The sequence below is a fragment of the Halomonas sp. A020 genome (genome assembly GCF_027943625.1).
GTDB classification, from domain to species: domain Bacteria; phylum Pseudomonadota; class Gammaproteobacteria; order Pseudomonadales; family Halomonadaceae; genus Vreelandella; species Vreelandella piezotolerans.
The window spans coordinates 1,744,474-1,767,991 of sequence record NZ_AP022850.1 but is presented as its reverse complement, the minus strand read 5'-3'; the positions used below and the strand labels follow the sequence as shown (position 1 = coordinate 1,767,991).

General features: G+C 60.0%; 19 protein-coding genes. 3 read left to right on the top strand and 16 right to left on the bottom strand.

Features of this window, described 5'->3' with window-relative positions; genetic code table 11:
- Positions 1-56 precede the first annotated feature (56 nt).
- The 16 genes from dnaE to rpsB form a co-directional block, all read right to left on the bottom strand.
- Entirely contained in the window at positions 57-3,560 is a 3,504-nt protein-coding gene (gene dnaE, locus FRH_RS08285; RefSeq protein WP_281998045.1) for a DNA polymerase III subunit alpha, read from the bottom strand.
- A gap of 42 nt (positions 3,561-3,602) precedes the next feature.
- A complete protein-coding gene (gene rnhB / locus FRH_RS08280; protein ID WP_281998044.1) occupies positions 3,603-4,220 on the bottom strand; it encodes a ribonuclease HII in 618 nt (205 codons plus the stop codon).
- Positions 4,210-5,385: a lipid-A-disaccharide synthase gene (gene lpxB, locus FRH_RS08275; protein ID WP_153843454.1), complete on the bottom strand. Its 1,176-nt coding sequence runs from the start codon at positions 5,383-5,385 to the stop codon at positions 4,210-4,212. Before lpxB ends, rnhB begins: the two co-directional genes overlap by 11 nt.
- 29 nt (positions 5,386-5,414) lie before the next feature.
- Complete coding sequence (gene lpxA, locus FRH_RS08270; RefSeq protein WP_153843453.1) at positions 5,415-6,182, bottom strand: acyl-ACP--UDP-N-acetylglucosamine O-acyltransferase; 768 nt, start codon at positions 6,180-6,182, stop codon at positions 5,415-5,417.
- Positions 6,179-6,622, bottom strand: a complete 444-nt coding sequence (gene fabZ, locus FRH_RS08265) for a 3-hydroxyacyl-ACP dehydratase FabZ (RefSeq protein ID WP_044629712.1) — start codon at positions 6,620-6,622, stop codon at positions 6,179-6,181. The genes lpxA and fabZ overlap by 4 nt, the downstream gene beginning before the upstream one ends.
- Before the next feature lie 135 nt (positions 6,623-6,757).
- Complete coding sequence (lpxD, locus tag FRH_RS08260; RefSeq protein ID WP_281998043.1) at positions 6,758-7,795, bottom strand: UDP-3-O-(3-hydroxymyristoyl)glucosamine N-acyltransferase; 1,038 nt, start codon at positions 7,793-7,795, stop codon at positions 6,758-6,760.
- A gap of 51 nt (positions 7,796-7,846) precedes the next feature.
- Positions 7,847-8,347, bottom strand: coding sequence for an OmpH family outer membrane protein (locus FRH_RS08255; RefSeq protein ID WP_139528410.1), 501 nt, complete (start codon positions 8,345-8,347; stop codon positions 7,847-7,849).
- Positions 8,348-8,366: 19 nt separating this feature from the next.
- Positions 8,367-10,697, bottom strand: a complete 2,331-nt coding sequence (gene bamA / locus FRH_RS08250) for an outer membrane protein assembly factor BamA (protein WP_139528409.1) — start codon at positions 10,695-10,697, stop codon at positions 8,367-8,369.
- Positions 10,698-10,818: 121 nt separating this feature from the next.
- Positions 10,819-12,177 (bottom strand): RIP metalloprotease RseP, encoded by a 1,359-nt coding sequence (gene rseP, locus FRH_RS08245; RefSeq protein ID WP_281998042.1) that lies wholly within the window; start codon positions 12,175-12,177, stop codon positions 10,819-10,821.
- A gap of 43 nt (positions 12,178-12,220) precedes the next feature.
- On the bottom strand, positions 12,221-13,417 hold the full coding sequence (gene ispC, locus FRH_RS08240; protein WP_219862697.1) for a 1-deoxy-D-xylulose-5-phosphate reductoisomerase: 1,197 nt from the start codon (positions 13,415-13,417) through the stop codon (positions 12,221-12,223).
- Complete coding sequence (locus FRH_RS08235) at positions 13,414-14,235, bottom strand: phosphatidate cytidylyltransferase (protein WP_153843449.1); 822 nt, start codon at positions 14,233-14,235, stop codon at positions 13,414-13,416. The genes ispC and FRH_RS08235 overlap by 4 nt, the downstream gene beginning before the upstream one ends.
- On the bottom strand, positions 14,228-15,013 hold the full coding sequence (gene uppS / locus FRH_RS08230; RefSeq protein ID WP_281998041.1) for a polyprenyl diphosphate synthase: 786 nt from the start codon (positions 15,011-15,013) through the stop codon (positions 14,228-14,230). The genes FRH_RS08235 and uppS overlap by 8 nt, the downstream gene beginning before the upstream one ends.
- 87 nt (positions 15,014-15,100) lie before the next feature.
- Entirely contained in the window at positions 15,101-15,658 is a 558-nt protein-coding gene (frr, locus tag FRH_RS08225; protein ID WP_139528318.1) for a ribosome recycling factor, read from the bottom strand.
- A gap of 4 nt (positions 15,659-15,662) precedes the next feature.
- Positions 15,663-16,433: a UMP kinase gene (gene pyrH, locus FRH_RS08220; protein WP_139528317.1), complete on the bottom strand. Its 771-nt coding sequence runs from the start codon at positions 16,431-16,433 to the stop codon at positions 15,663-15,665.
- A 122-nt stretch (positions 16,434-16,555) separates the two neighbouring features.
- Positions 16,556-17,425 (bottom strand): translation elongation factor Ts, encoded by an 870-nt coding sequence (tsf, locus tag FRH_RS08215; protein WP_139528316.1) that lies wholly within the window; start codon positions 17,423-17,425, stop codon positions 16,556-16,558.
- A 212-nt stretch (positions 17,426-17,637) separates the two neighbouring features.
- Positions 17,638-18,390 carry a 30S ribosomal protein S2 gene (gene rpsB / locus FRH_RS08210; RefSeq protein ID WP_139528315.1) on the bottom strand — a complete coding sequence of 251 codons (753 nt, stop codon included), beginning with the start codon at positions 18,388-18,390 and terminating at the stop codon, positions 17,638-17,640.
- 322 nt (positions 18,391-18,712) lie between these two features.
- Between rpsB and map the strand changes: the two genes are divergently transcribed.
- The 3 genes from map to dapC all read left to right on the top strand — a co-directional run bounded on the left by map (position 18,713) and on the right by dapC (position 23,498).
- On the top strand, positions 18,713-19,504 hold the full coding sequence (gene map / locus FRH_RS08205) for a type I methionyl aminopeptidase (RefSeq protein WP_139528314.1): 792 nt from the start codon (positions 18,713-18,715) through the stop codon (positions 19,502-19,504).
- On the top strand, positions 19,504-22,179 hold the full coding sequence (locus FRH_RS08200; RefSeq protein ID WP_281998040.1) for a [protein-PII] uridylyltransferase: 2,676 nt from the start codon (positions 19,504-19,506) through the stop codon (positions 22,177-22,179). Before map ends, FRH_RS08200 begins: the two co-directional genes overlap by 1 nt.
- A gap of 122 nt (positions 22,180-22,301) precedes the next feature.
- Complete coding sequence (dapC, locus tag FRH_RS08195; protein WP_281998039.1) at positions 22,302-23,498, top strand: succinyldiaminopimelate transaminase; 1,197 nt, start codon at positions 22,302-22,304, stop codon at positions 23,496-23,498.
- Positions 23,499-23,518: the final 20 nt, after the last annotated feature.

Below are 23,518 nucleotides of genomic sequence, written 5' to 3'. Positions count from 1 at the left end.
AGGCAATGCCCGCTCAATTCCGTACGAGCGCCCTGGGGCGCTCGTACGCTAGGTGATTAACGGTAGCGTAACTGGACGCCTACCTGCCCTTGCACATCACGCAGCGCAAGCAGCAGATCATCGCTCGGCGCAACCTTCCACTCCTCGGCCAGCTCCAGCCAAGCGGTCGCGTCTGGATGGCGGTACTGCAACCGCACGGGGAGTCCGGTGTCATCCCGAAAAGGGGTCAAGCTATCTCGCAGGCTCTCGACCAATCGGCCATTGATCTGTCCGGCATCCAGCGCCAGCTCGACGGCTTGGCCGTAGCGCACGCGGGCCGTGACCATCGGCGTCACATCTTTGCCGCGCAGCCGTAGGCCACCGGAAAAGTCGTCGCTGGAGACTTCGCCCTCCACGATGATCACTTGATCCGACTCGATTTGGCCGCGTAGCTGCTCGAAAAGTTCGCCAAACAGCGACGCTTCGATACGTCCGGTGCGGTCGTCCAGGGTGATGAATGCCATGGTATCGCCACGTTTGGACTTCATGGTGCGCATGGCGACCACCAAACCCGCTACCCGCTGCGGTTCCCGAGAGGGTTTCAAATCGCTGATACGCGTCGACACGAAGCGCTTGAGTTCGCGTTCGTACTCGTCGATGGGGTGCCCGGTCAGGTAGAGCCCCAGGGTGTCTTTTTCACCAGAGAGCCGCTCACGGTCCGTCCATTCGCGCACATGACGATACTCGGCGTAAACATCGCTGGCCTCTTCTTCGGCGACGAAGGCATCGCCAAACATGTCCATCATGCCCAGGTTCTGGTTGGCGTGATTTTGCGCTGCCGCCTTCAGTGCGTCTTCCATCGCCGCGAACAGCACCGCCCGGTTAGGCCCCAGGTTATCCAACGCGCCAGAGCGTATCAGCGCTTCCAGGGTACGCTTGTTCATCCGTTTCGGATCGATGCGGCGGCAGAAGTCGAACAGATCCTTGAACGGTCCGTCCGCGTTTCGCGCTTCCACAATCGCGCCAATCGGGCCTTCTCCGACGCCACGTATCGCGCCCAAGCCGTACACCACCCGCCCGTCGGTATCCACGGTGAACTTGTAGCCACCGACGTTGACATCCGGTGGCGTCACCGTCAGCTTCAAGTGACGACACTCTTCGATCAGCGGCACCACTTTGTCCAGGTTGTCCATCTCGGTGGACATCACCGCCGCCATGAAGGGCCCTGGGTAGTGAGCTTTGAGCCATGCGGTTTGATAAGACACCAGCGCGTAGGCCGCCGAGTGCGACTTGTTGAAACCGTAACCGGCAAACTTCTCCACCAAGTCGAAGATATTGCCCGCCAAGTCTTTGTCGATGCCGTTGGCGGCACACCCTTCCATGAAACCTGCCCGCTGCTTGGCCATCTCTTCGGGCTTTTTCTTACCCATGGCACGGCGCAGCATGTCGGCCTGCCCAAGGGTGTACCCTGCCATGACCTGGGCGATCTGCATGACCTGCTCTTGGTAGAGAATGATGCCGTAGGTAGGCGTCAACACCGGTTTCAACAGGTCGTGCTGATAATCCGGGTGTGGATAAGAGACTTCCGCCCGGCCATGTTTCCGGTTGATGAAGTCATCCACCATGCCCGACTGCAATGGACCGGGGCGGAACAGGGCTACCAAGGCGATCATATCGTCCAGGGAGTCGGGCAGCAGGCGCTTGATTAGCTCCTTCATACCGCGGGATTCCAACTGGAAGACCGCCGTGGTTTCTGCCCGCTTGAGCATCTCGAAGGTTTTGCCGTCGTCCAGGGGAATGGCGTCGATATTGAGCGGCCCCTGGCCGTTAGCGTCACGCACCTTATCCACCATCTCAAGCGCCCAATCGATGATGGTGAGGGTACGCAAGCCCAGGAAGTCGAATTTGACCAGCCCGGCGTCTTCGATATCGTTCTTATCGAACTGCACCACCAAGCCCGCGCCGTCTTCATCGCATAGCAGCGGCGAAAAGTCGGTGAGTTTGGTGGGAGCGATCACCACCCCCCCTGCGTGTTTACCGGTACCCCGCGTGGTGCCCTCGAGTTTCAGGGCCATTTCCCAGATCTCTTCGGCCTCTTCGTCGTTCTCGATGAACTCTTTGAGCGCGGGCTCCTGCTCGATGGCCTTGGCCAGCGTCATGCCCACTTCGAACGGGATCAGCTTGGAGAGCTTGTCGCCCAGCGAGTAGGGCTTGCCCTGGGCGCGGGCCACGTCGCGCACCACGGCTTTGGCGGCCATGGTGCCGAAGGTGACGATCTGGGAGACCGCGTTACGGCCATAGCGGTCAGCCACGTACTCGATGACTTTGTCGCGCTTCTCCATGCAGAAATCGACGTCGAAGTCGGGCATGGAGACACGCTCAGGGTTAAGAAAGCGCTCGAACAGCAGATCGTAGCCGATGGGGTCCAGGTCGGTGATTTTTTGCGCATAGGCCACCAGAGACCCCGCACCGGAGCCGCGCCCCGGGCCTACCGGCACATTGTTGTCCTTGGCCCACTGGATAAAGTCCATCACGATCAGGAAGTAGCCAGGGAACCCCATCTGAATGATGACGTTGAGCTCGAACTCCAGTCGGTCACGGTAGCGCTGGTCGATCTCGCGAAACGCGTCACTGTCTCTCGGGTACTGCTCGGCGGGAAACAGAAAATCGAGCCGCTCCGTTAGGCCATCGTGGGAGACCTTGCGAAAGAACTCATCCTGGGTCATGCCTTCGGGAATGCCGAATTCCGGCAGGAAGATCTCTCCCAGACGCACATCGACGCTGCAGCGCTCGGCGATCATCACGCTGTTTTCCAGCGCCTCGGGGATATCGGCAAACAGCGCCGCCATCTCGTCGGGGCTTTTGAGGTACTGCTCTTCGGTATAGCGGCGTTCGCGGCGCGGGTCGTCCAGGGCTTTACCCTCACCAATGGCGACGCGGGTTTCGTGGGCCCAGAAATCCTCACGCTCTAGAAAGCGCACGTCGTTGGTGGCGACGACCGGCGTGCCGGTCTCGATCGCCAACTGAACGCTAGCGTGTACGCAGGCCTCTTCCAGAGGGCGGCCGGTGCGGATGAGCTCCAGGTAGAAGCGGTCGGGAAACGCCTGCTGCCACTCTTCCAGCAGCTGGCGCGCTTCCCGCTCGTGCTCGGAGAGCAGATGGCGGCCAATCTCGCCTTCGCGCCCGCCCGACAGGGCAATCAGACCTTCGCTCTGCGCCAATACCCACTGTTTATCGAGGATTGCCCGCCCCTGGCGCTGGCCATCGGTCCAGCCCTTGGAGATCAGCTCGGTCAGGTTTCGATAGCCCACATCGTTCATCGCTAGCAGCGTGATGCGGTACGGGTGGGCATCGTCGTGGGGATTCGAGAGCCAGAGATCGCTGCCAATGATCGGCTTCAACCCGGCGCCCTGAGCGGCTTTGTAGAATTTGACCAAACCAAACAGGTTGGCTTCGTCGGTGAGCGCCAGCGCCGGCATCCCGCGCTCAGCGGTCGTACTGACCAGTGACTTGAGTTTGACCAAGCCATCGACCAGAGAGTATTCACTGTGCAAACGAAGATGAACGAACGGAACCGTCATGGGACTCTCAGCATTGAACGCTAAATGAAATGAAGTGTGCGACTACAGCAGCGCTAACTGGCGCTGTACGGGCGCGAAGCTCTTCCGGTGCTCGGCCAGTGCACCGTGGGCTTCCAGCGCCGCCAAGTGTTCCTTGGTGGGGTACCCTTTGTGGCGGGCAAACCCGTATTCAGGATAGCGCAGATCCAGCTCGGCCATTTGTGCATCCCGCGCCACCTTGGCCAGAATCGAGGCGGCGGCAATCGCGGGATGACGAGCGTCACCCCTCACCACGGCCTGCCCCGGCAGCGCATGCCCCGGCAGCCGATTGCCATCCACCAGCAAGTACTCGGCCTGGGGACGTAGGGCATCCACCGCGCGCCGCATGGCCAGATGCGTTGCATGATAAATATTGAGCGTGTCGATCTCCTCTGCGCTCGCCTCTGCCACGGCAAACGCGAGGGCATGCTCGCGAATGAGCACATCCAACGACTCACGCCTGCGGGCAGTGAGCTTTTTGGAGTCGGTCAACCCAACGATGGGCGCCTTGGGGTCAAGAATCACGGCGGCGGCGACGACGCTCCCCACCAACGGCCCACGACCGACTTCATCGACCCCCGCCAGGAAATCCCCCGCATACTCCACCACCAGCGGTGGAAAGTCGGCTGGTTTAGTCGGCATCCGATTTAGCCTCCAGCGGCTCGCCTGCAACCAAAGCGGTAATCGCCTGCGCGGCGCGCTCGCTGGCCGTGCGTTGCAACGTGGCATGCATCGAGGCAAAGCGCGCTTCTAGTGCGTGACGCGTCTCGGCATCGCTCAGTCGCTGGTCTAACTGCTCGGCAATCGCCTCCGGCGTCGCCGCGTGCTGAATCAGCTCTGGTACCACGCTCTCCTGAGCAATCAAATTCGGCAGCGAGATCCACTGGGTTTTCACCAGTCGTTTGGCGAGCCAATGGGTCGCGGGTGCCATTTTATACGCCACCAGCATGGCGCGATGGCACAGCATGGCCTCTAGCGCCGCCGTACCGGAGGTCAGCAGTACCGCATCGCTGGCGACCATCGCCTCGCGGGCTTGGCCCTCCAGCAGCGTGATCCGCTGGGCCAACGCGGGGTAGCCTGCCAACAGCGCGCCAAGCTCGGTATAGCGCTGAGCGGTGGCCGCAGGGATCACCACCTGCAACTCCGTGTGGCGCTGGCACAGCAGCGTCACCGCCTCCAAGAAGGTGGCCCCCATGAAACGAACTTCGTTCCGCCGAGAGCCGGGCAGTAGCGCTAATACCGGTGCGCCCGGGTCCAAGCCCAGCGCACGGCGGGCCGCCTCGCGATCATTTTCCAGCGGCAGTTCGTCGGCCAACGGATGACCAACGAAGGCCACGGGAACGTGGTGGCGATGGTAGAAATCCGCCTCGAAAGGCAGCAGCGTGAGCATGGCATCCACCGCGTTGGCGATTTTCTTCATACGCCCCTGACGCCACGCCCATACCGAGGGGCTCACGTAATGGGCCGTCGTGATACCCGCGGCACGAAGTTGCTTCTCCAGGCCGATATTGAAGTCGGGGGCGTCGATGCCGATCATGATGTCCGGCTGCCAAGCCAGCGCCTCTTCACGCAGGGTACGGCGCACACGGATGAGTTCGGGCAGGTGCTTGAGTACCTCGACCAAGCCCATCACCGAAAGGGTTTCGAGAGGAAAGCGGCTCTTCAAGCCTTGGGCCTCCATACGAGGGCCGCCCATGCCGCGAAACTCCACCTGGGGATGGCGGGCGCGCAGCGCCTGCATCAGTCCCGCACCGAGGATATCGCCGGAGAGTTCGCCTGCCACAAGGTATACGCGCTGCAGTGTCATAGTGACGGGAGAGCCGGTTAAGAGAAGAGTTAGCGAACGATACCGCGGGTCGAGCGCTCAATGGAGTCTGCAAACTGCGTGACTTCCGGCAAATCGAAGCGGCTGCGCATTTCGCTGACTGCTTGTTCTACGGTCAAGCCTTGACGATACACCAGCTTGTAAGCGGAGGTCAGCGCAGCGATCGCTTCACGGCTAAACCCGCGGCGCTTCAAGCCGACCAAGTTCAAGCCACGCGCCTCTGCGGGATTACCATTGATCATGACGTAGGCAGGCGTGTCTTTGGTAATGATCGAGCCGCCGCCCGCCATGGCGTGCTCCCCAAAGTGACAGAACTGATGCACGGCGGACAAGCCGCCCAAAATGGCGTGATCGCCCAGCGTCACGTGACCCGCCAAGGTCACTTGGTTGGCCAAGATGCAGTCGTTACCAATGACACAATCATGGCCGACATGTACGTATGCCATAAACAGATTGCGCGAGCCGATAGTGGTCTCGCTGCGGTCTTGCACGGTACCACGATGCAGCGTGACCCCCTCTCGGATCACGTTATCGTCACCCATCACGAGACGCGTTGGTTCGCCCGCGTACTTCTTGTCCTGGCAATCTTCGCCTACCGAGGCGAACTGAAAGATACGCGTGCGCTCCCCCAGTATCGTGGGGCCTTTCACCACCACATGGGGGCCAATGACCGAACCTGCGCCAATCGTGACGTCTGCCCCAATCACGCTAAACGGGCCAACCTCGACGTCATCGGCAAGCCGTGCCGCTGGGTCGACCAAAGCAGTAGGATGTATCAAGCCACCTTCCTCTCGGCACAAATGATTTCAGCTTCGCAGGCCAGCTCGCCGTCGACAGTGGCACGGCAGGCAAACTTCCAAATGCCCCGTTTGCCGCGAATGACGTTGGCTTCGAGCGTTAGCTGGTCACCTGGCATGACAGGACGCTTGAAGCGTACGTTGTCGCTGCCTACGAGGTAATAGACATAGCCGTCGGCCGGCAGCTTGTTGACCGTCTTGAACCCAAGGATACCGCATACCTGTGCTAGCGCTTCAACGACCAGTACGCCGGGCATGATGGGATGGTGAGGAAAATGGCCGTTGAAGAACGGCTCATTGATGCTCACGTTTTTGTACGCAACGATGGTTTCGCCCACGGTTAACTGCGTGACTCGATCCACCAGCAAGAATGGGTAGCGGTGGGGCAAGTATTCGCGAATTTCGTTGATATCCATAACCATCGTAACGACCTCTAAAATGACGAAAGGCCTGAGCAGTGTCAGGCACGTACCAGCAATCCTACTGGTAAAAAGGCAGTGGATTATAACCTGCTGCTATGAAGCCTCAAGCCACTCCCTCAGGAAATCCTTCTTTCTTCACGATTCACGCTGGCTTTTTTCTACCCGCGCCAAACGCTTGGCGATATCGTCGAGCTGCTTGAAGCGCACTGCATTTTTGCGCCATTGGGTGTTGCTCATGGCACCGGTTCCCGACGAGTACACCCCCGGTTCGTGAATCGAGTTGGTGACCAAACTCATGCCTGTGACCTGCACCCCATCGCAGATGGTCAGGTGGCCCGAGAGCCCCACGCCGCCGCCCAACATGCAGTGCTTACCCACTTTGGTAGAGCCTGCAATGCCGACGCAGCCAGCTAGCGCGCTATGGTCACCAATGGTGACGTTATGGGCAATCTGCACTTGGCTGTCGATTTTGACATCGTTGCCAATTACGGTATCGCCCAACGCGCCTCGGTCGATACTGGAACAGCTTCCGACCTCCACATCATCGCCGAGTACCACGCCGCCCAGCTGAGCAATCTTGTGCCAGCCAGCCCCATCGTGGGCAAAACCAAAGCCGTCGCCGCCAATCACGCAGCCGCTTTGTAGAATGACGCGCTTGCCCATCACGACGCCGTGACACACGGTCACATTGGCGTGCAGCCGCGTGTCATCGCCAATCACGCAGTCCGCGCCAATCACGCTACCTGCCCCAATGACCACGCGATCTCCTAGCACGACGCCAGGCTCGATCACTGCATTCGCTTGCACGCAGACACCGTCTCCCAGCATGACGCCATCGGCGACCATGGCGGTGGGGTGAATGCCCGGCACGTCTCGCGCCGGTAACGGATCGAACAGTTGCGACAGCTTGGCGTAACCCAAGTAGGGGTTCTCCATCTCCAAGCGCGGCACCGGGCAGTTCTTGCCATGCTCTGGGTGCAGCAGCACGGCCGCCGCCTGGGTGGTGGCCAAGTCTTTCAAGTAGGCGCGATTGGCAAGAAACGCGACCTGATCCGACGCTGCTTCCTTGAGCGTTGCCAAACCGCGGATGGGCTGATGGTCGTCGCCTTCGAAATCAACGCCGAGGTGACGTGCGATGTCCGCAAGGGTGAGAGTGTAAGAAGCGTGCGTCATGGGAGCCCAAGGAAGCAGTGGTGCGGCCAAGCCGCACCGAGGGTCATTAAATTAGTTCAGCGAATCGAAAATCTGGGTGACTTCGTTGGTCACGTTGGGTAGATCCGTCGAGGAGTGCAGCACACCTTGCGGCTCTACGAGGACGTCAATGTTATGACGTTCGAGCACTTGCTCGACGGCCTGCTCCAGTTTGGCTTCGGCCCCTTGCAAGAATTGCTGCTCGGAGGCCTGTTGCGCTTGCAGCACTTCACGGCGCAGCTGCTCGAAGCGACCGCCCTTCTGCTGCAGCTCGGCAATCAGCGACTCGCGCTCCGATTGAGACATGGTCTCCCCCTCCTGCTGCAGACGCGTCTGCAACTGCTGTAACTCGCCGCCCAGCGCCTCGGCTTCACGCTGCTGGCTACCGATTTGCCCTTCGAGCTGACTCAGCGAAGATTGAGCCGACTGTGTATTCATCAGCGCCGCACGCCAGTCCAGTACCGCAACTTCAGCGGCATACGCCGGTAGGGTCATCGCCCCTAATAGACACACAGCAGCAGTCAATTTACGCACCATGGTGTTACTCCTTCAATTAGAACGTTTGACCCAGCGAGAACTGGAAGAACTGCGTATCATCACCACTTTCGTCATTCAGCGGCTCGGCCACGCTAAAGGTCAGCGGTCCGACGGGCGTCAGCCACGAGAGGCCAACGCCCACGCTGTAGCGCAGATCGCCAAGGTCAACGCCCGAGCTGCACTGCTGGCGTCCTGCATCCGCTTCCAGCACGTCGTAGCACGAGCTCAGGAAGGTGTTACCTGCATCCAAGAACAGCGAGGGCTGTACCGAGCGCTGGTTCTCGACGAACGGCATCGGGAAAAGCACTTCGGCGGAGCCTTCTACCAGTACGTTACCGCCCAAGGTGCGGTCACGGCCACCCTCACGGGCGGGCGTGGTGCGCTCGCCCAAGGTGTTGGAGGTAAAACCACGCACCGAGCCCAGGCCGCCTGCATAGAAGTTTTCGTAGAACGGGTAGGGATCGTTGCTGCCCAGCGTATCGGCGTAGCCCAAATTACCGCTGAACTTCAGCGCCCAGGTTTCGTCATCGTTAAACGGGAAGAGCTGCTGCGCGCGGGCCTGGAGTTTGTAGTACTCCGCATCGCTACCCGGCACGCCGGTTTCCAACGAGACGCGCTGGTAATTACCGGCGGTCGGCATGATGCCCCGGTTCAGGTTGTTGCGTGTCCAGCTCGCGGTCAACTTCAGGCTTTGCGCATTTTCGCCTTCATCTTCCACATAGCGGCGGATTTCCGAGGCAGTGTCGAAGTAGGTTTTCACCGTGACGTCTTCGACGCTGGCACCGAAGTTCAGGCGAGACAACTCGCTGATGGGGTAGCCGAAGTTGATACCGGCACCGTAGGCATCGGTCGAGAACGTCGAGATATCGGAGTCGGCGTAGTCGGTTTCGCGGTAGAACACGTTGTACCCGCGAGAGATGCCGTCCAGCGTCCAGTAAGGATCGGTGAAGGCGAAGTTGACGCTGGTGAAGGTGTCACTGCGTTGGGCGCCGACGTTGACACGGTTACCGGTGCCAAGGAAGTTGTTTTGAGCCAGGCCGACCCCGTAAATCACGCCCGCGCTCTGCGAGAAGCCGACGCTTGCAGAGACCGAACCGGAGGGCTGCTCTTCCACGTTATAAGTCACGTCCAGCAGATCGGGCTCACCCGGTACCGGCTGCGTGTCGACTTCCACTTGGCTAAAGAAGCCCAAACGCTCCAGACGCTGACGCGACTGCGTGATCGACTCCGTCGATGCCGGTGCGCCTTCGAGCTGGATCATCTCGCGGCGCAATACTTCGTCCTGGGTCGTGGTATTACCGTAGAACTCGATTCGACGCACGTAAGCGCGCTGACCTGGATTCACAGCAATCACGAGATCGACCGTTTCACCGTCATCGGCCACTTCAGGAATGCCCTGCACCTCGGCAAAGGCGAAGCCTTCCGCGCCCAGACGCTGGCGCAGCGCTTCCGTCGAGGCGTTGACATCGCCACGGGAGAAGATATCGCCGCTGTTGATTTCGAGCAGGTTGCGGGCTTCGTTTTCGCTGATCTGCAAATCACCGGCAAAGCGGATATCGCCTACGCGGTACTGGCTGCCCTCATCGACATTGAGCGTAATGAAGATGTCGGACTTCTCGGGGCCAATCGATACCTGCGTCGAGGTCACATCGAAGTTGACGTAGCCACGATCCAAATAGAACGAACGCAGACGCTCGATATCGCCAGAGAGCGCTTCGCGGGAGTACTCGTCTTTGGAGAACCAGCCAAAGATACGCCCTGGGCGGTCGTTCAGCTCGAAGACGTCGCGCAGCGTCTCATCGTCGAAATCCTGGTTACCGACGATATTGATCTGGCGGATCTTGGCCACTTCGCCTTCGTTGATATCGATGTTGACCTGAACGCGGCCTTCGTCGATCTCCTCGACGTTAACGTCGATGCTAGCGCTGTAACGCCCCTGGGATTGATAGACGCCCTCGAGCTCACGCTCGATCTCTTCGAGCGTCGAGAGCTGTAGGACCTGCCCTTCCGACAAACCCGACTGGCGTAGCCCGTTGCGCAGGTCTTCATCAGAGATCTGGTCGTTACCTTCGATGTTCAAGCGCGCGATGGTGGGGCGCTCGACCACTTGGATCACCAGCACATCGCCTTCCCGGGCCAACGAGACGTCTTCGAACAAACCGGTGGCAAACAGGTCACGGGCGGCCGCGGCGAGCTGCTGCTCGTCGACACGGTCGTTGGCGCTCACCGGGAACGCATTAAAGACCGAGGCGGCGGAAACCCGCTGCAGTCCTTCCACACGAATGTCTGAAACGTCAAAGGATTGTGCTTGGGCGCCGCTGGCGCCTACCAGCAAGAGTGCCGCCATTCCAAGGGTCTTGATTTTCATGCAGTCAGTTCGCTCGCGTTGGTCTGCCCGTCGGTTAAGACAGGCACCATATACATTTGTGCAGGCAGATGACAAGGCATCCAGCGCGCTACACGCGTTATTACCACAGGCGCATCAAATCGAAATAGAGCGCCATTAGCATCAGGGTACCGACCATGGCGAGCCCGATGCGCAGCCCTATCGCTTGTGTTTGCTCAGATACCGGCCGCCCACGTAACACCTCGACGAAATAGTAAAGCAGATGACCGCCATCGAGCACGGGGATGGGCAGCAAATTCAGCACCCCTAGACTAATCGACAGATAGGCGAGGAAGCCTACGAAGGCTTCGAGCCCCGCGCGTGCCGAGTCGCCGGAGATTTGTGCAATGGTGATCGGCCCGGAGAGGTTAGAGGGGGAGATAAGCCCCACCAGCATCTTTCGGATCGCATCTACCGTCAGTAGAACCATTTCACCGGTGCGCGACAGCGCTTGGCCGACGGCTTCGATCGGCCCATAGCGAATTTCGCGTTGCAGCGACTCAGGCCAGCTAAACGGCTCTGCACCGGCTCCAATGTACCCAACCTCGTCACCACTCTCCAGCGTATTACGTCCTGGCGTGAGCGAGAGCGTGCCCTGTTCGCCTCCACGCTGGTACGCAACGCTTAAGGTCTCACCCGCGCTGTCGCGAATCACAGCGACGAACTGCATCCAATCATCGATGGGTTCGCCATCGAGCGACACGATACGATCCCCCGGTTGAAGCCCTGCGACATCGGCCGCCTGCCCAGGGACGACCTGACCGAGCACTGCCGGTATGTCAGGGCGCCAGGGTGAAAAGCCCAGTGTTTGCAACGGTTGAGGTGGATCCTGGCGCACCATGTAGTTACTGATTGGCAGTTGATAGAGGCGTGTGGCACTCGCCCCCTCTGGCGTTGCCTCGATGGTGAGCTCGCCGCTATAGCCGATCATGGACACCAGCTTCAGATTGATCTCTTCCCAAGAGCGCGTTGGCTCGCCCTGGATAGCGGTGATTTCACTGCCCTGCGCCAAGCCCGCCTGCGCAGCCGGCGAGTTCGGAGTAACGTCGCCTACGAGCGGTGCCACCGTGGTCGTTCCCGCCACGAACAGTGCCCAATAGGCGACGATGGCGAGCAAAAAGTTGGCGATGGGACCCGCAGCGACGATGGCAATTCGCTGCCATACGGTTTTTCGATTGAAGGCTTGCTCCAACTGGTCGTCTGGCACCGGCGCTTCGCGCTCGTCGAGCATTTTGACGTACCCGCCCAGCGGAATGGCCGCCACCGCAAACTCAGTGCCGTGACGATCCACCGTCGACCATAGCGGTTTACCAAACCCTACTGAAAAGCGCAGCACTTTGACGCCGCAGCGACGCGCGACCCAAAAATGCCCGAATTCATGAAAGGTCACGAGCAGTCCCAGCACCACAATGACGGCTAAGATATTCTGTATCAGGCCCACTTTTCGCTCCTTTGCACGACGCGCTGCTCAGCATTAGCTGAGGCTAAGCGATTGACTGACGTAGGGTAAGTGCCGCCTGTTCGCGCGCCCAGCGATCCGCCGCCAGCACGCACTCCAAAGAATCGGCCTCGCCGCGGTAGGGCAGCGCCATGACATCGGCGACGAGCTCCGGAATCGCGCCAAACGCAATGCTTCCCGCTAAAAATGCCTCGACGGCCACTTCATTGGCTGCATTCAAGATGGCCGGGGCGGCACCACCGGCCTGCATCGCCTCACGGGCGAGACGCAGACAAGGAAAGCGCGCTTCATCGGGAGCCTCGAAATCGAGTCGCGCCACCTGGAACAGGTCAAGTGCTTCTACACCGGCGTCGATCCGCTCGGGCCAAGCCAAACCATAAGCGATGGGCGTGCGCATATCGGGATTGCCCAACTGCGCGATTACCGAACCATCGTCATAGGCCGCCATGGAGTGAATGACGCTCTGGGGATGAACGACCACTTGAATCTGCTCGGGCGAGGCATCAAAGAGCCAGCACGCCTCGATCAACTCGAGACCTTTGTTCATCAGCGTGGCGCTATCCACCGAGATTTTTCGCCCCATGGACCAGTTAGGATGGGCGCAAGCTTGCTCGGGCGTGGCACGTGCGATCTGCTCGGCCGACCAGTTACGAAAGGGCCCGCCGGAAGCCGTCAACAGTAGCTGACGCACGCCGTGCTTAGCCAATCCACCGCGATGCTCGCAGGGTAGACACTGATAGATGGCATTATGTTCAGAATCGATCGGCAGTAGCGTGGCCCCTGAACGCGACACGGCGTCCATGAACAGCGCCCCACTCATCACCAGGGCTTCTTTATTGGCGAGCAGTACGCGCTTACCCGCCTCGGCCGCCGCCAGCGCGGGCAACAGTCCCGCCGCTCCAACGATTGCCGCCATGACGATATCGACCTCAGGGGCACGGGCGACATCGCACAATGCTTCCTGCCCCGCCAGCGCCAGGGTATCAGAGCCTGCTTGGCGAAGCGCCTGCTGCAGCCAATCGGCATCGGCGGCGTCATCCAGCACGGCAAAGCGGGGGCTATATGTATGACACTGTTCCAGCAGTGCCTCTTTCGAGGTATGCGCTGTCAGTGCATGGACCCGGTAGCGATCAGGATGGCGCGCGATGACGTCCAGCGTACTTTTCCCAATGGAGCCAGTGGCACCCAGTACGGTGACCGATTGAATCGAGGCCTGACTCATAGCGCGCTCACCTGAAGGGATAGCACCTGCAGATAGAACAGCGCGAAGATGGGAATGGCCGCCGTGAGGCTATCGATACGATCCAACACACCGCCGTGGCCCGGCAGTAGCTGGCTGGAGTCTTTGATATTGCGGTAGCGCTTCAACATACTTTCGAACAGGTCACCCAACACGGAGGTGAGCGTGACCACCGCGGTAATCGCTACCAGTGCGACGCCACCCAGTACACCCAATGGCTGCCAGGCGGCAAATAGCAACGCCAGCAGCGTCGTAGCGGCCAACCCGCCGTAGACACCCTCCCAGGATTTTCCTGGGCTCACCCGCGGTGCCAGCTTGCGCTTGCCCCAGCGGCGTCCGGCAAAATAGGCACCAATATCGGCCGTCCAAACCAACAGTAACACGAACAGCAGCCACACCGCCCCGCTCTCGCGCAGTACGTTGAAGCCTACCCAGCACGGTAGCAGCACCCACACACCCATTAGCAGGCGACGCGACGTGGTATGCCACTGCTGACTACTTTGCGGGTAATGCGTCACCCAGTAAAGATTGAGCAGCCAACCGGCGGCCGCCAGCCATAGCGGCCACACCGCATACGCCGCACCGCCCAGCCACAGCAGCGCCAACAGTATCGCCATCCCCGCGACCAGCGCCATCCGCGTGCGCGACGCGCCTACGCCTGCCAGGTTGGTCCACTCCCAGGTACCCAATAGCACGATCAACGCCGTAAACAGCGCAAAGGTACCTCCCTGTAAGCCAAACAGACCGATTAGCGTCACGGGCGCCAACCAGGCTGCGGTGATCATCCGCTGTTTAAGCACCTTGCGCCTCTATTTGTTCGTCAGTCATTCCAAAACGGCGACGTCGTAAGCAAAAATCGTCGAGCGCTTTGTCGAAGGCCGCCCCATCGAAATCTGGCCAAAGCAAGGGCGAAAAATGCAGTTCGGCATAGGCCAACTGCCATAGCATGAAGTTCGAGAGCCGCTGCTCGCCGCTGGTGCGAATGCACAGATCCACCGGCGGCACGGCGTCGGTGTTCATGGCCGCATCCAAGCGTGCTTCGTCGATGTCGTCGGCCGACAGCTCTCCGGCCGCCACCTGCTCGGCGAGCTGGCGGGCGGCTCGGGCGATGTCCCACTGGCCGCCGTAGTTGGCAGCGATCACTAGGTGCATGCCCGTATTCTCGGCGGTCAGCGCTTCGGCACGCTGGATATGCTTTTGAATTGCATGGGAAAAGCCGCGCTGCTCACCAATAATCGAGAGGCGGATATTGCGCTCGTTGAGCTTTTTGACCTCACGTTTGAGCGCCATCAAAAACAGCTCCATGAGCGCGTTCACCTCGGCGGCTGGGCGCTTCCAGTTCTCACTGGAGAAGGCGAACAAGCTCAGCGTTTGCACGCCTCGCTCGGCCGCACGCTCGATCACCGCACGTACGGCTTCGACACCCGCACGGTGGCCGCGCACTCCCGACAGCCCCCGTGCCCGCGCCCAGCGGTTGTTACCATCCATAATGATAGCAACATGGGACGGCAGCGCTTCCTCGGATCGAGAAAGCGTCGTGCCGCCCGGCTGCTCTTGGGGAAGCTGCGGAGACGTCATGGGTTCTCGCACCAAAGATCAGTCATAAGTAAGCCAAGCGATGGCCCACGGACGGCCAAGCCGCCCGTGGCAAAGTGAACGCAGGCGTTATACCTGCATGAGATCCTGTTCTTTTGCGGTCAGCGCCTTGTCGATCTCAGCGATATATTTATCGGTCAGCTTCTGGATCTCGTCTTCGCCCTGACGCTGATCGTCTTCGGTGATCTCTTTATCCTTGAGCAAGGATTTGAAGTCACCGTTGGCATCGCGGCGAACGTTGCGCACGGCCACACGGGCAGTTTCCGCTTCGCTACGTGCTTGCTTGATGTAGCCTTTACGGGTCTCTTCGGTCAGCATCGGCATAGGCACACGAATCACGTTACCGGCGCTGGACGGGTTCAGACCCAGATCAGAGGTCATGATCGCTTTTTCGATTTTCGGCACCATGCCCTGCTCCCAGGGCGCCACGGTCAAGGTACGCGCATCTTCGACGTTCACCGATGCCACCTGATTCAGCGGTACTTGGCCCCCGTAATACTCGACGGTCACGGCATCCAGGATGCTGGGGTGAGCACGGCCCGTGCGGATCTTGTTGAAGTTGCTGTGCAGCGCCTCAACGCTCTTCTTCATGCGAGACTCTGCATCTTTCTTGATGTCGTTGATCACGTTGTTACCCTCTGTCTATCAGCGTGCCTTCCTTGCCCCCAACCACGAGGTTGAGCAGGGCACCAGGCTTGTTCATATCAAATACCCGCACCGGCATATTATGGTCACGTACCAGGCAGATTGCGGTCAAATCCATTACCCCCAGCTTCTGATCCAGAGCATCGTCATAGGAGAGCTGGTCGTATTTTACGGCGTCGGGGTGCTTCACCGGATCCTTATTGTACACGCCGTCTACTTTGGTGGCCTTGATGACGACGTCTACGTCCACTTCGATGCCGCGCAAACAGGCCGCGGAGTCCGTAGTAAAGAAGGGGTTTCCGGTGCCCGCGGAGAACAGCACCACGTCACCCGAGGTCAAATAACGGATGGCCGTGCGGCGGTCGTAATGCTCCACCACACCGCTCATGGGAATCGCTGACATCACGCGGGAGCGTATATTGGAGCGCTCCAGCGCATCGCGCATCGCGAGCGCATTCATGACCGTTGCCAGCATTCCCATGTGATCACCCGTGACCCGATCCATGCCGGCTTCGTTGAGCGCCGCGCCACGGAACAGGTTACCCCCCCCAATGACGATACCGACTTGGACGCCAATCCCCACCAACTGGCCAATTTCCAGCGCCATGCGATCCAACACCTTCGGATCGATACCAAAATCGTGCTCACCCATCAGCGCTTCGCCCGACAGCTTCAGCAAAATACGCTTGTACTTCGACTTCGACTTATCGATTTTGGTAGCAGCAGTGGGGGTAGACTCTTGAACATCACGTGACATGGCATCTCTCCTGGGGCAGACCTGGGCACAGGTGGGCGAGGCAGCGCCTGTATTTCACAGGGGCCGGATACACGAAGGCGTGCGCTCGCGCGCACGCCATCTTCTAACTGGAACCTCTGACCTTAGCGACGGCCAGCCTGTTCCATGACTTCTTTCGCGAAGTCGACTTCTTCTTTTTCGATGCCTTCGCCCACTTCGAAGCGAGTGAAGCTGACCACTTCGCCACCGGCGGCTTTGACGAATTCAGCCACGGACTGGTTTGGGTCTTTGACGAACGGCTGCTCGGTCAGGCTGTTCTCAGCCAGGTACTTCTTCAGGCGGCCTTGAACCATCTTCTCAGCAATCTGCTCAGGCTTACCGGCCATGTCCGGCTGGGCCAGGATGATCGCTTTCTCTTTGTCCAGCTGCTCTTGCGGCATCTCTTCGGGATGCGCAACGGCCGGGTTGATCGCCGCGACGTGCATGGCAACGTCTTTGGCCGCTTCGCTGGTGCCGCCTTTCAGGACGGTCAAGACACCAATGCGGCCGCCGTGCACGTATTCGCCTACCAAACCACCGTCAACGGCATTGACGACCACGGCACGACGCACGCCGATGTTTTCGCCGATTTTCTGAACCAACTGCTCACGAGCGGACTCGAGATCACCCGCCATCACGGCGGCAACGTCTTCGCTCTTCGCTGCAAAGAACGCATCGGCGATCTTGTTGGCGAAGCCGATGAAGTTATCGTCACGAGCAACGAAGTCGGTTTCAGAGTTGATTTCGACCATGACGCCGTAGCTGCCATCGTCTGCTACGCGAGTCACCACCGCACCTTCTGCAGCGGTACGACCCGCTTTCTTCGCGGCTTTAAGACCAGAGCTTTTACGCAGGTTTTCGATCGCGACTTCGATGTCACCGTCGGCTTCGGTGAGTGCTTTTTTACACTCCATCATGCCAAGACCGGTACGTTCGCGCAGTTCCTTAACCTGAGAGGCGCTGATAGCTGCCATGAGATTTCACCTCGGAAATGGTTCTAACTGAGAGTTAAACGCGCTACAGAGTATAAGCACGATAGATGACCGTTGCGTATCACTGTGCAGAGCGCTTGCCGGCATTGATCCGGCATGATCGGCCCGCCTGGGCGAACCCAAAGCGGGAAAAAGGGGGCATAAGGCCCCCTCTGATACGATGCGGCTCACCTGCCCGCCGCACCACTGCAGCCTTACTCGGCAGCAGCGTTTGTGTCGGCAGAAGCGGCTTCTTCTTCAGTCACTTCGACGAACTCGTCCGGACGACCTTCTTTCGCGCGACCACACGCGTCGGCAATCGCCTTCACGTAGATCTGGATAGCGCGGATGGAGTCATCGTTGCCCGGGATCACGTAATCAACGCCATCCGGGTTGGAGTTGGTATCGACCACGCCAATGACCGGGATGCCCAGCTTGTTGGCTTCGTTGATCGCAATGCGCTCGTGATCAACGTCGATCACGAACAGCGCGTCCGGCAGGCCGCCCATGTTCTTGATACCGCCGATAGAACGCTCGAGCTTCTCTTGCTCACGCGTGGCCATCAAGACTTCTTTCTTGGTCAGCTTCTCGAAGGTACCGTCTTCGCGCATGGTTTCCAGATCACGCAGACGTTTGATGGACTGACGAATGGTCTTGAAGTTGGTCAGCATGCCGCCCAACCAGCGATGGTTGACGAACGGCTGGCCAACGCGATTCGCTTCTTCTTTGATGATCTTGCTGGCGCTGCGCTTGGTACCAACGAACAAAATCTTGTTGTTGGACGCCGCCATCTTCTCGACCACGTCGATCGCTTCGTTCAGCGCCGGCAGGGTGTGCTCGAGGTTGATGATGTGAATCTTGTTGCGCGCGCCGAAGATGAATTTACCCATCTTCGGGTTCCAGTACTTGGTCTGGTGACCGAAGTGAGCACCTGCTTTCAGCAGGTCACGCATATTGACGTGAGACATGGTAAAACTCCTGAAACTCGGGTTAGGCCTCCACGCACCCCATGGATCCGACCAGTAGCGCCGACGAACGTCGCTAGAGGCACCCGGGACCATGTGCCGGTGCATGTGTGTTTTCAAGGCTTGCTGTCGTGCAACTCAGCGGTGCTGGGTTGCGATCTCGTTACTCTTTCCACGCGCCGCCGCCCTGGAAAGAAGCGAGGGAAGGCGATTGCAGGAAAGCGCGCGGCTTTATACCATAGATCATTGCCAAGATGAAGTCGCAGGCGCGTTTAGACGCTGAATTTGCCACTCATCACTCACCCAGAAGCCACATCGAGAATTCATGAACGTTCCTATCAAGACGCCTTCTGAAATCGAGAAAATGCGCGAAGCCGGTCGCCAGGCAGCCAGCGTTATCGAAATGATCACTCCCCACGTCACAGCGGGTATCAGTACCGGTGAGATCGACCGCTTGTGCCATGCGTACATCGTCAACGAACTGGGCTCGACGCCAGCACCGCTGAACTATCACGGTTTCCCTAAAGCGACCTGCACCTCGATCAATCACGTGGTATGCCACGGCATTCCCGATGATGGCAAAAAGCTCAAAAACGGCGACATCATGAACCTGGACATCACCGTGCGCACGCCAGACGGCTACCACGGCGACTCCAGTGTCATGTTCGTGATTGGCGACACCATTCAGGGTGAACGACTGTGCCGCATCACCCAGGAGTGCCTATATAAAAGCATCGAGCTAGTGAAGCCCGGCGTACGCCTTTCCGAGCTGGCCCGGGTGATCCAGCAGCATGCCGAAGCCCACGGCTACTCCGTGGTGCGCGACTTCTGCGGCCACGGCATTGGCGCGGACTTTCACGAAGATCCGCAGTTCTTGCACTACGACGGCTATGCACCGGATGCCGACATTCGCCTGGAGGCGGGCATGTGCTTCACCATCGAGCCGATGATCAACGTAGGCGGCTACAAAACCAAGGTCCTGCGGGATGGTTGGACCGCCGTCACGAAAGACCGCAGCCTGTCGGCGCAGTGGGAGCACACCCTGCTTGTCACCGACACCGGCGTTGACGTGCTGACCGCACGCAGCGACGAAGACTTTAGCTTTTTGAACGCCTGATGCTTCTTCACCACTACCGGTTCGAGCCGGACACGTCGCTTTTCGATCTCGACCTGTTTCGCACCGAGCTTGCCGGATCACGCTCGCCCATTGCGCCGTTCAAAGCGGCCTTACGGGACATTCAGGCGCGGCTGGACGAGCAGTTTCGCGCTGGGGCCGATATTCGCGATCTGGTACGCGGCCGTGCATGGTATCTCGACCAGCTGCTTGCCATCGCCTGGGCGCAGCATGCCTGGCCCGACGACGGGGTCGCGCTGGTAGCGGTGGGTGGTTACGGGCGTGGAGAACTACACCCCCACTCGGACATCGACCTGCTCCTATTGCTCGAACACGACGACGACTCCCCCTACCGTGAGCCGCTGAGCGCCTTCATCACCTTTTTGTGGGATATCGGCCTCGAGATTGGCCATAGCGTGCGCTCACTCAACGACTGCGAGCGCGAAGCCGAAGCGGACGTCACGGTGATCACCAACCTGCTGGAGTCACGCCTCATCGCCGGGCCGGAAAGCTTGCGCGAAAAGATGCGCGAGCGCTTGAGCGCAACGAACCTGTGGCCTGCCGACCGATTTTTCGAGGCCAAGTGGCAGGAACAGATCGCCCGCCACTACCGCTACAACAATTCCGAGTATCACCTGGAGCCCAACCTCAAAAGCTCCCCCGGTGGCCTGCGCGATATCCAAATGATTGGCTGGGTGGCCAAGCGCCATTTCGGCACCGAGCAGTACACCGACATCGTCGCCAACGGCTTCATGAACGACGCCGAGCTGCGCATTCTCAGCCAGGGTCAAGCATTTCTCTGGCAGGTGCGCTACGCTCTGCACATGCTCACGGGCCGGGCCGAAGATCGGCTGCTGTTCGATCATCAGCGCACCATTGCCGAGATGTTCGGCTTCAAGGACACTCCCGAACGACTCGCCGTCGAACAGTTCATGAAGCGCTACTACCGGCATGTAACGGCCCTCGCCGGACTCAACGACATGCTCTTGCAGCATTTCGACGAAGTCATTCTGCGCGGTAAAGAGTCGTTGGAAACCGTCAAGCTCAACGAGCGCTTCGAAACCAAAGGCGGCTACATCCAAGTGCGCTCGCGCAACCTGTTCCGCGAGCGACCGGCGGCCATGCTGGAACTCTTCCTGCTAATGGCCAAACACCCGGAGATCGAGGGGGTACGCGCCGATACCATTCGGCTGATTCGTGACCACCGTCATCAAATCGACGATCACTACCGGGAAGAGCCGCGTCACCAGCGGCTCTTCATGGCCCTTATGCGGGCACCGGGAAACGTTCCTCGCCAACTGCGGCGAATGAACCGCTACGGCATTCTCGGCAAGTACCTGCCGGAGTTTGGCCGCGCCGTGGGGCTGATGCAGCACGATCTGTTCCATATCTACACGGTCGATGCCCACACCCTGCGCCTGCTGAAATTCCTGCACGGCTTCCGCAAGCCTGAGGCCAAAGGCGACTTCCCCGTGGCAGCGACGCTCATCCACCAGTTGCCCAAGCTCGACTTGCTGTGGATAGCAGGCTTGTTCCACGACATTGGCAAAGGCCGTGGCGGCGATCACTCCGAAATCGGTGCGCGAGACGTCGAGCAGTTTTGTCATCGCCACCATATCTCCCAGCACGACACCAACTTGGTGAGCTGGCTGGTGGAGCACCACCTGCTGATGTCGATGACCGCGCAAAAGCGCGACATCAGCGACCCGGACGTCATCCGCGACTTTGCGCTGATCGTGCGCGACGAGACCCGCCTGGACTACCTTTACGTGCTCACCGTCGCCGACATTAACGCGACCAACCCAACGCTGTGGAACGGCTGGCGGGCATCGCTTTTGCGCCAACTTCACGCGGAAACCAAACGCGCCCTGCGGCGCGGCCTGAAAAATCCGCCAGATCGCGACGACTGGGTACGCGAAACGCGCACCGAAGCGCGCTCGCTACTGCAAACGGTGGGTGTCGATAGCGCTCACATCGACCGGCTTTGGGAATCGCTGGGGGAGGACTACTTCCTGCAGTACGCACCCAGCGAGATCGTCTGGCAGACCCAAGGCATTCTCAACCACCAGCCCTCACCGCTGCCGCTGGTGCTGATCAGTGCGCCCACCGCCGACATGGCCGAGGGCGGTACCAAGGTCTTCATCCACACTCGCTCGGCGGATGATCTGTTTGCCGCCACCGCTGCGGCCATGGAGCAGCTCGGCCTCTCGATTCACGATGCGCGCATCGCCACGTCGCACAATGACTGGACGCTCAACACCTTTATCGTACTGGATAGCCATGGCCAGCCGATTCGTGACGCAGAGCGTATCGAAGAGATGCGCAGCCACCTGGTTGAAGAGTTGGACGACCCGGATGACTATCCCGAGATCGTCACCCGCCACACCCCGCGACAGCTCAAGCACTTCAAAGTGCCTACCGAAGTGGTGATCGAACAGGACCCAGCCAACGAGCGCACCCTGCTGGAGCTGACCGCCCCCGACCGCCCCGGCCTTCTTGCTCGGGTAGGGCGCATCTTCATGGAGCAGGATATCGCCCTCTCGGCCGCCAAGATCGCTACGTTGGGCGAACGAGTAGAAGACGTGTTCTTCATTACCACCAAGGCAGGCGAGCCGCTCACCGACCCCGACCGCCAGCAGCAGCTTCGTGAACGTCTGATTGAAGTGCTAGGCGTCTAAACCAGAAAGATGCCATGCCCTGGTGGTTAGGTTTGAGCCTGCCCCAGGGCTTGCCTATAATCGGCGGTTCGATAAATGGTTTTGCTCACAGCTCCCGCCTTCACGCTCTCAACGGACGCGCCATGAACCCAGATCTCAACGCCCTTCATCCCTATCCGTTTGAAAAGCTGGCCGCCCTCAAAGCGACACTCACGCCCCCGGCGGGGCTGACGCACATTCCGCTGACGATCGGCGAACCCCAGCACGCGCCTTACCAGGGCGCGCTGGATGCCCTCGTGGCCCACCAGCTCGAGATGGCCCGCTACCCAGCCACCAACGGCCTGCCCGCCCTGCGCGAGACCATTGCCGCCTGGGCCACCCAGCGCTTTGCCCTCGCCGGGCTAGACGCCGAACGCCAAGTTCTGCCCGTGAACGGCACCCGCGAGGCCATCTTTGCCTTCGTGCAGGCAGCGCTGGACCGCACTCGTCCTGCCCAGGCCGCCGTGCCCAATCCGTTCTACCAGATTTACGAAGGGGCGACGCTGCTAGCAGGCGGCCAGCCGCTCTACCTGGACTGCACGGCCGAGAACGGCTTTCGTCCCGATTTTTCTGCGGTCAGTGCCGACACTTGGCGCGACGTGCAGATCGTGTTTATTTGCTCGCCGGGCAACCCGACCGGTGCGGTCACACCGCTGGCCGAGTTCAAAGAGTTGATTGCCCTGGCCGACGAGCACGACTTCATCATCGCCTCCGACGAGTGCTACTCCGAGCTTTATCTGGACGAGAGCACGCCGCCACCGGGGCTGCTGCAAGCCTGCGCCGAGCTTGGCCGCGACGACTACCGCCGCTGCGTGGTGTTTCACTCGCTCTCCAAACGCTCCAACCTGCCGGGGCTGCGCTCGGGCTTCGTGGCAGGCGATGCAGACCTGCTCGCCCCGTTCAAGCGCTACCGCACCTATCACGGCTGCGCCATGTCGCTACCGCTGCAGCACGCGTCCATCGCTGCTTGGCAGGACGAAGCCCACGTACGGGCCAACCGCGACGCCTACCGTAAGAAATTCAGTGCGGTCACGGAGGTGCTCGCCCCGGTGATGGATTTCCCCACGCCCGAGGCGAGCTTCTACCTCTGGCCTGCGGTTCCGGGCGGTGACGATATAGCCTTTAGTCAACGACTATTCAGCGAGCAGCACGTGAGCGTACTTCCCGGCAGCTTGATGGGCCGCCCAGGACAACACGGCCATAATCCCGGTGCTGGGCGGCTACGCTTAGCCTTAGTGGCGGAGCTCGAACCGACGCTGGAAGCGGCCACGCGTCTTCGCCAACTGCTCGAACGCGGCTAGCCCGCGCCGACCAAGACGAC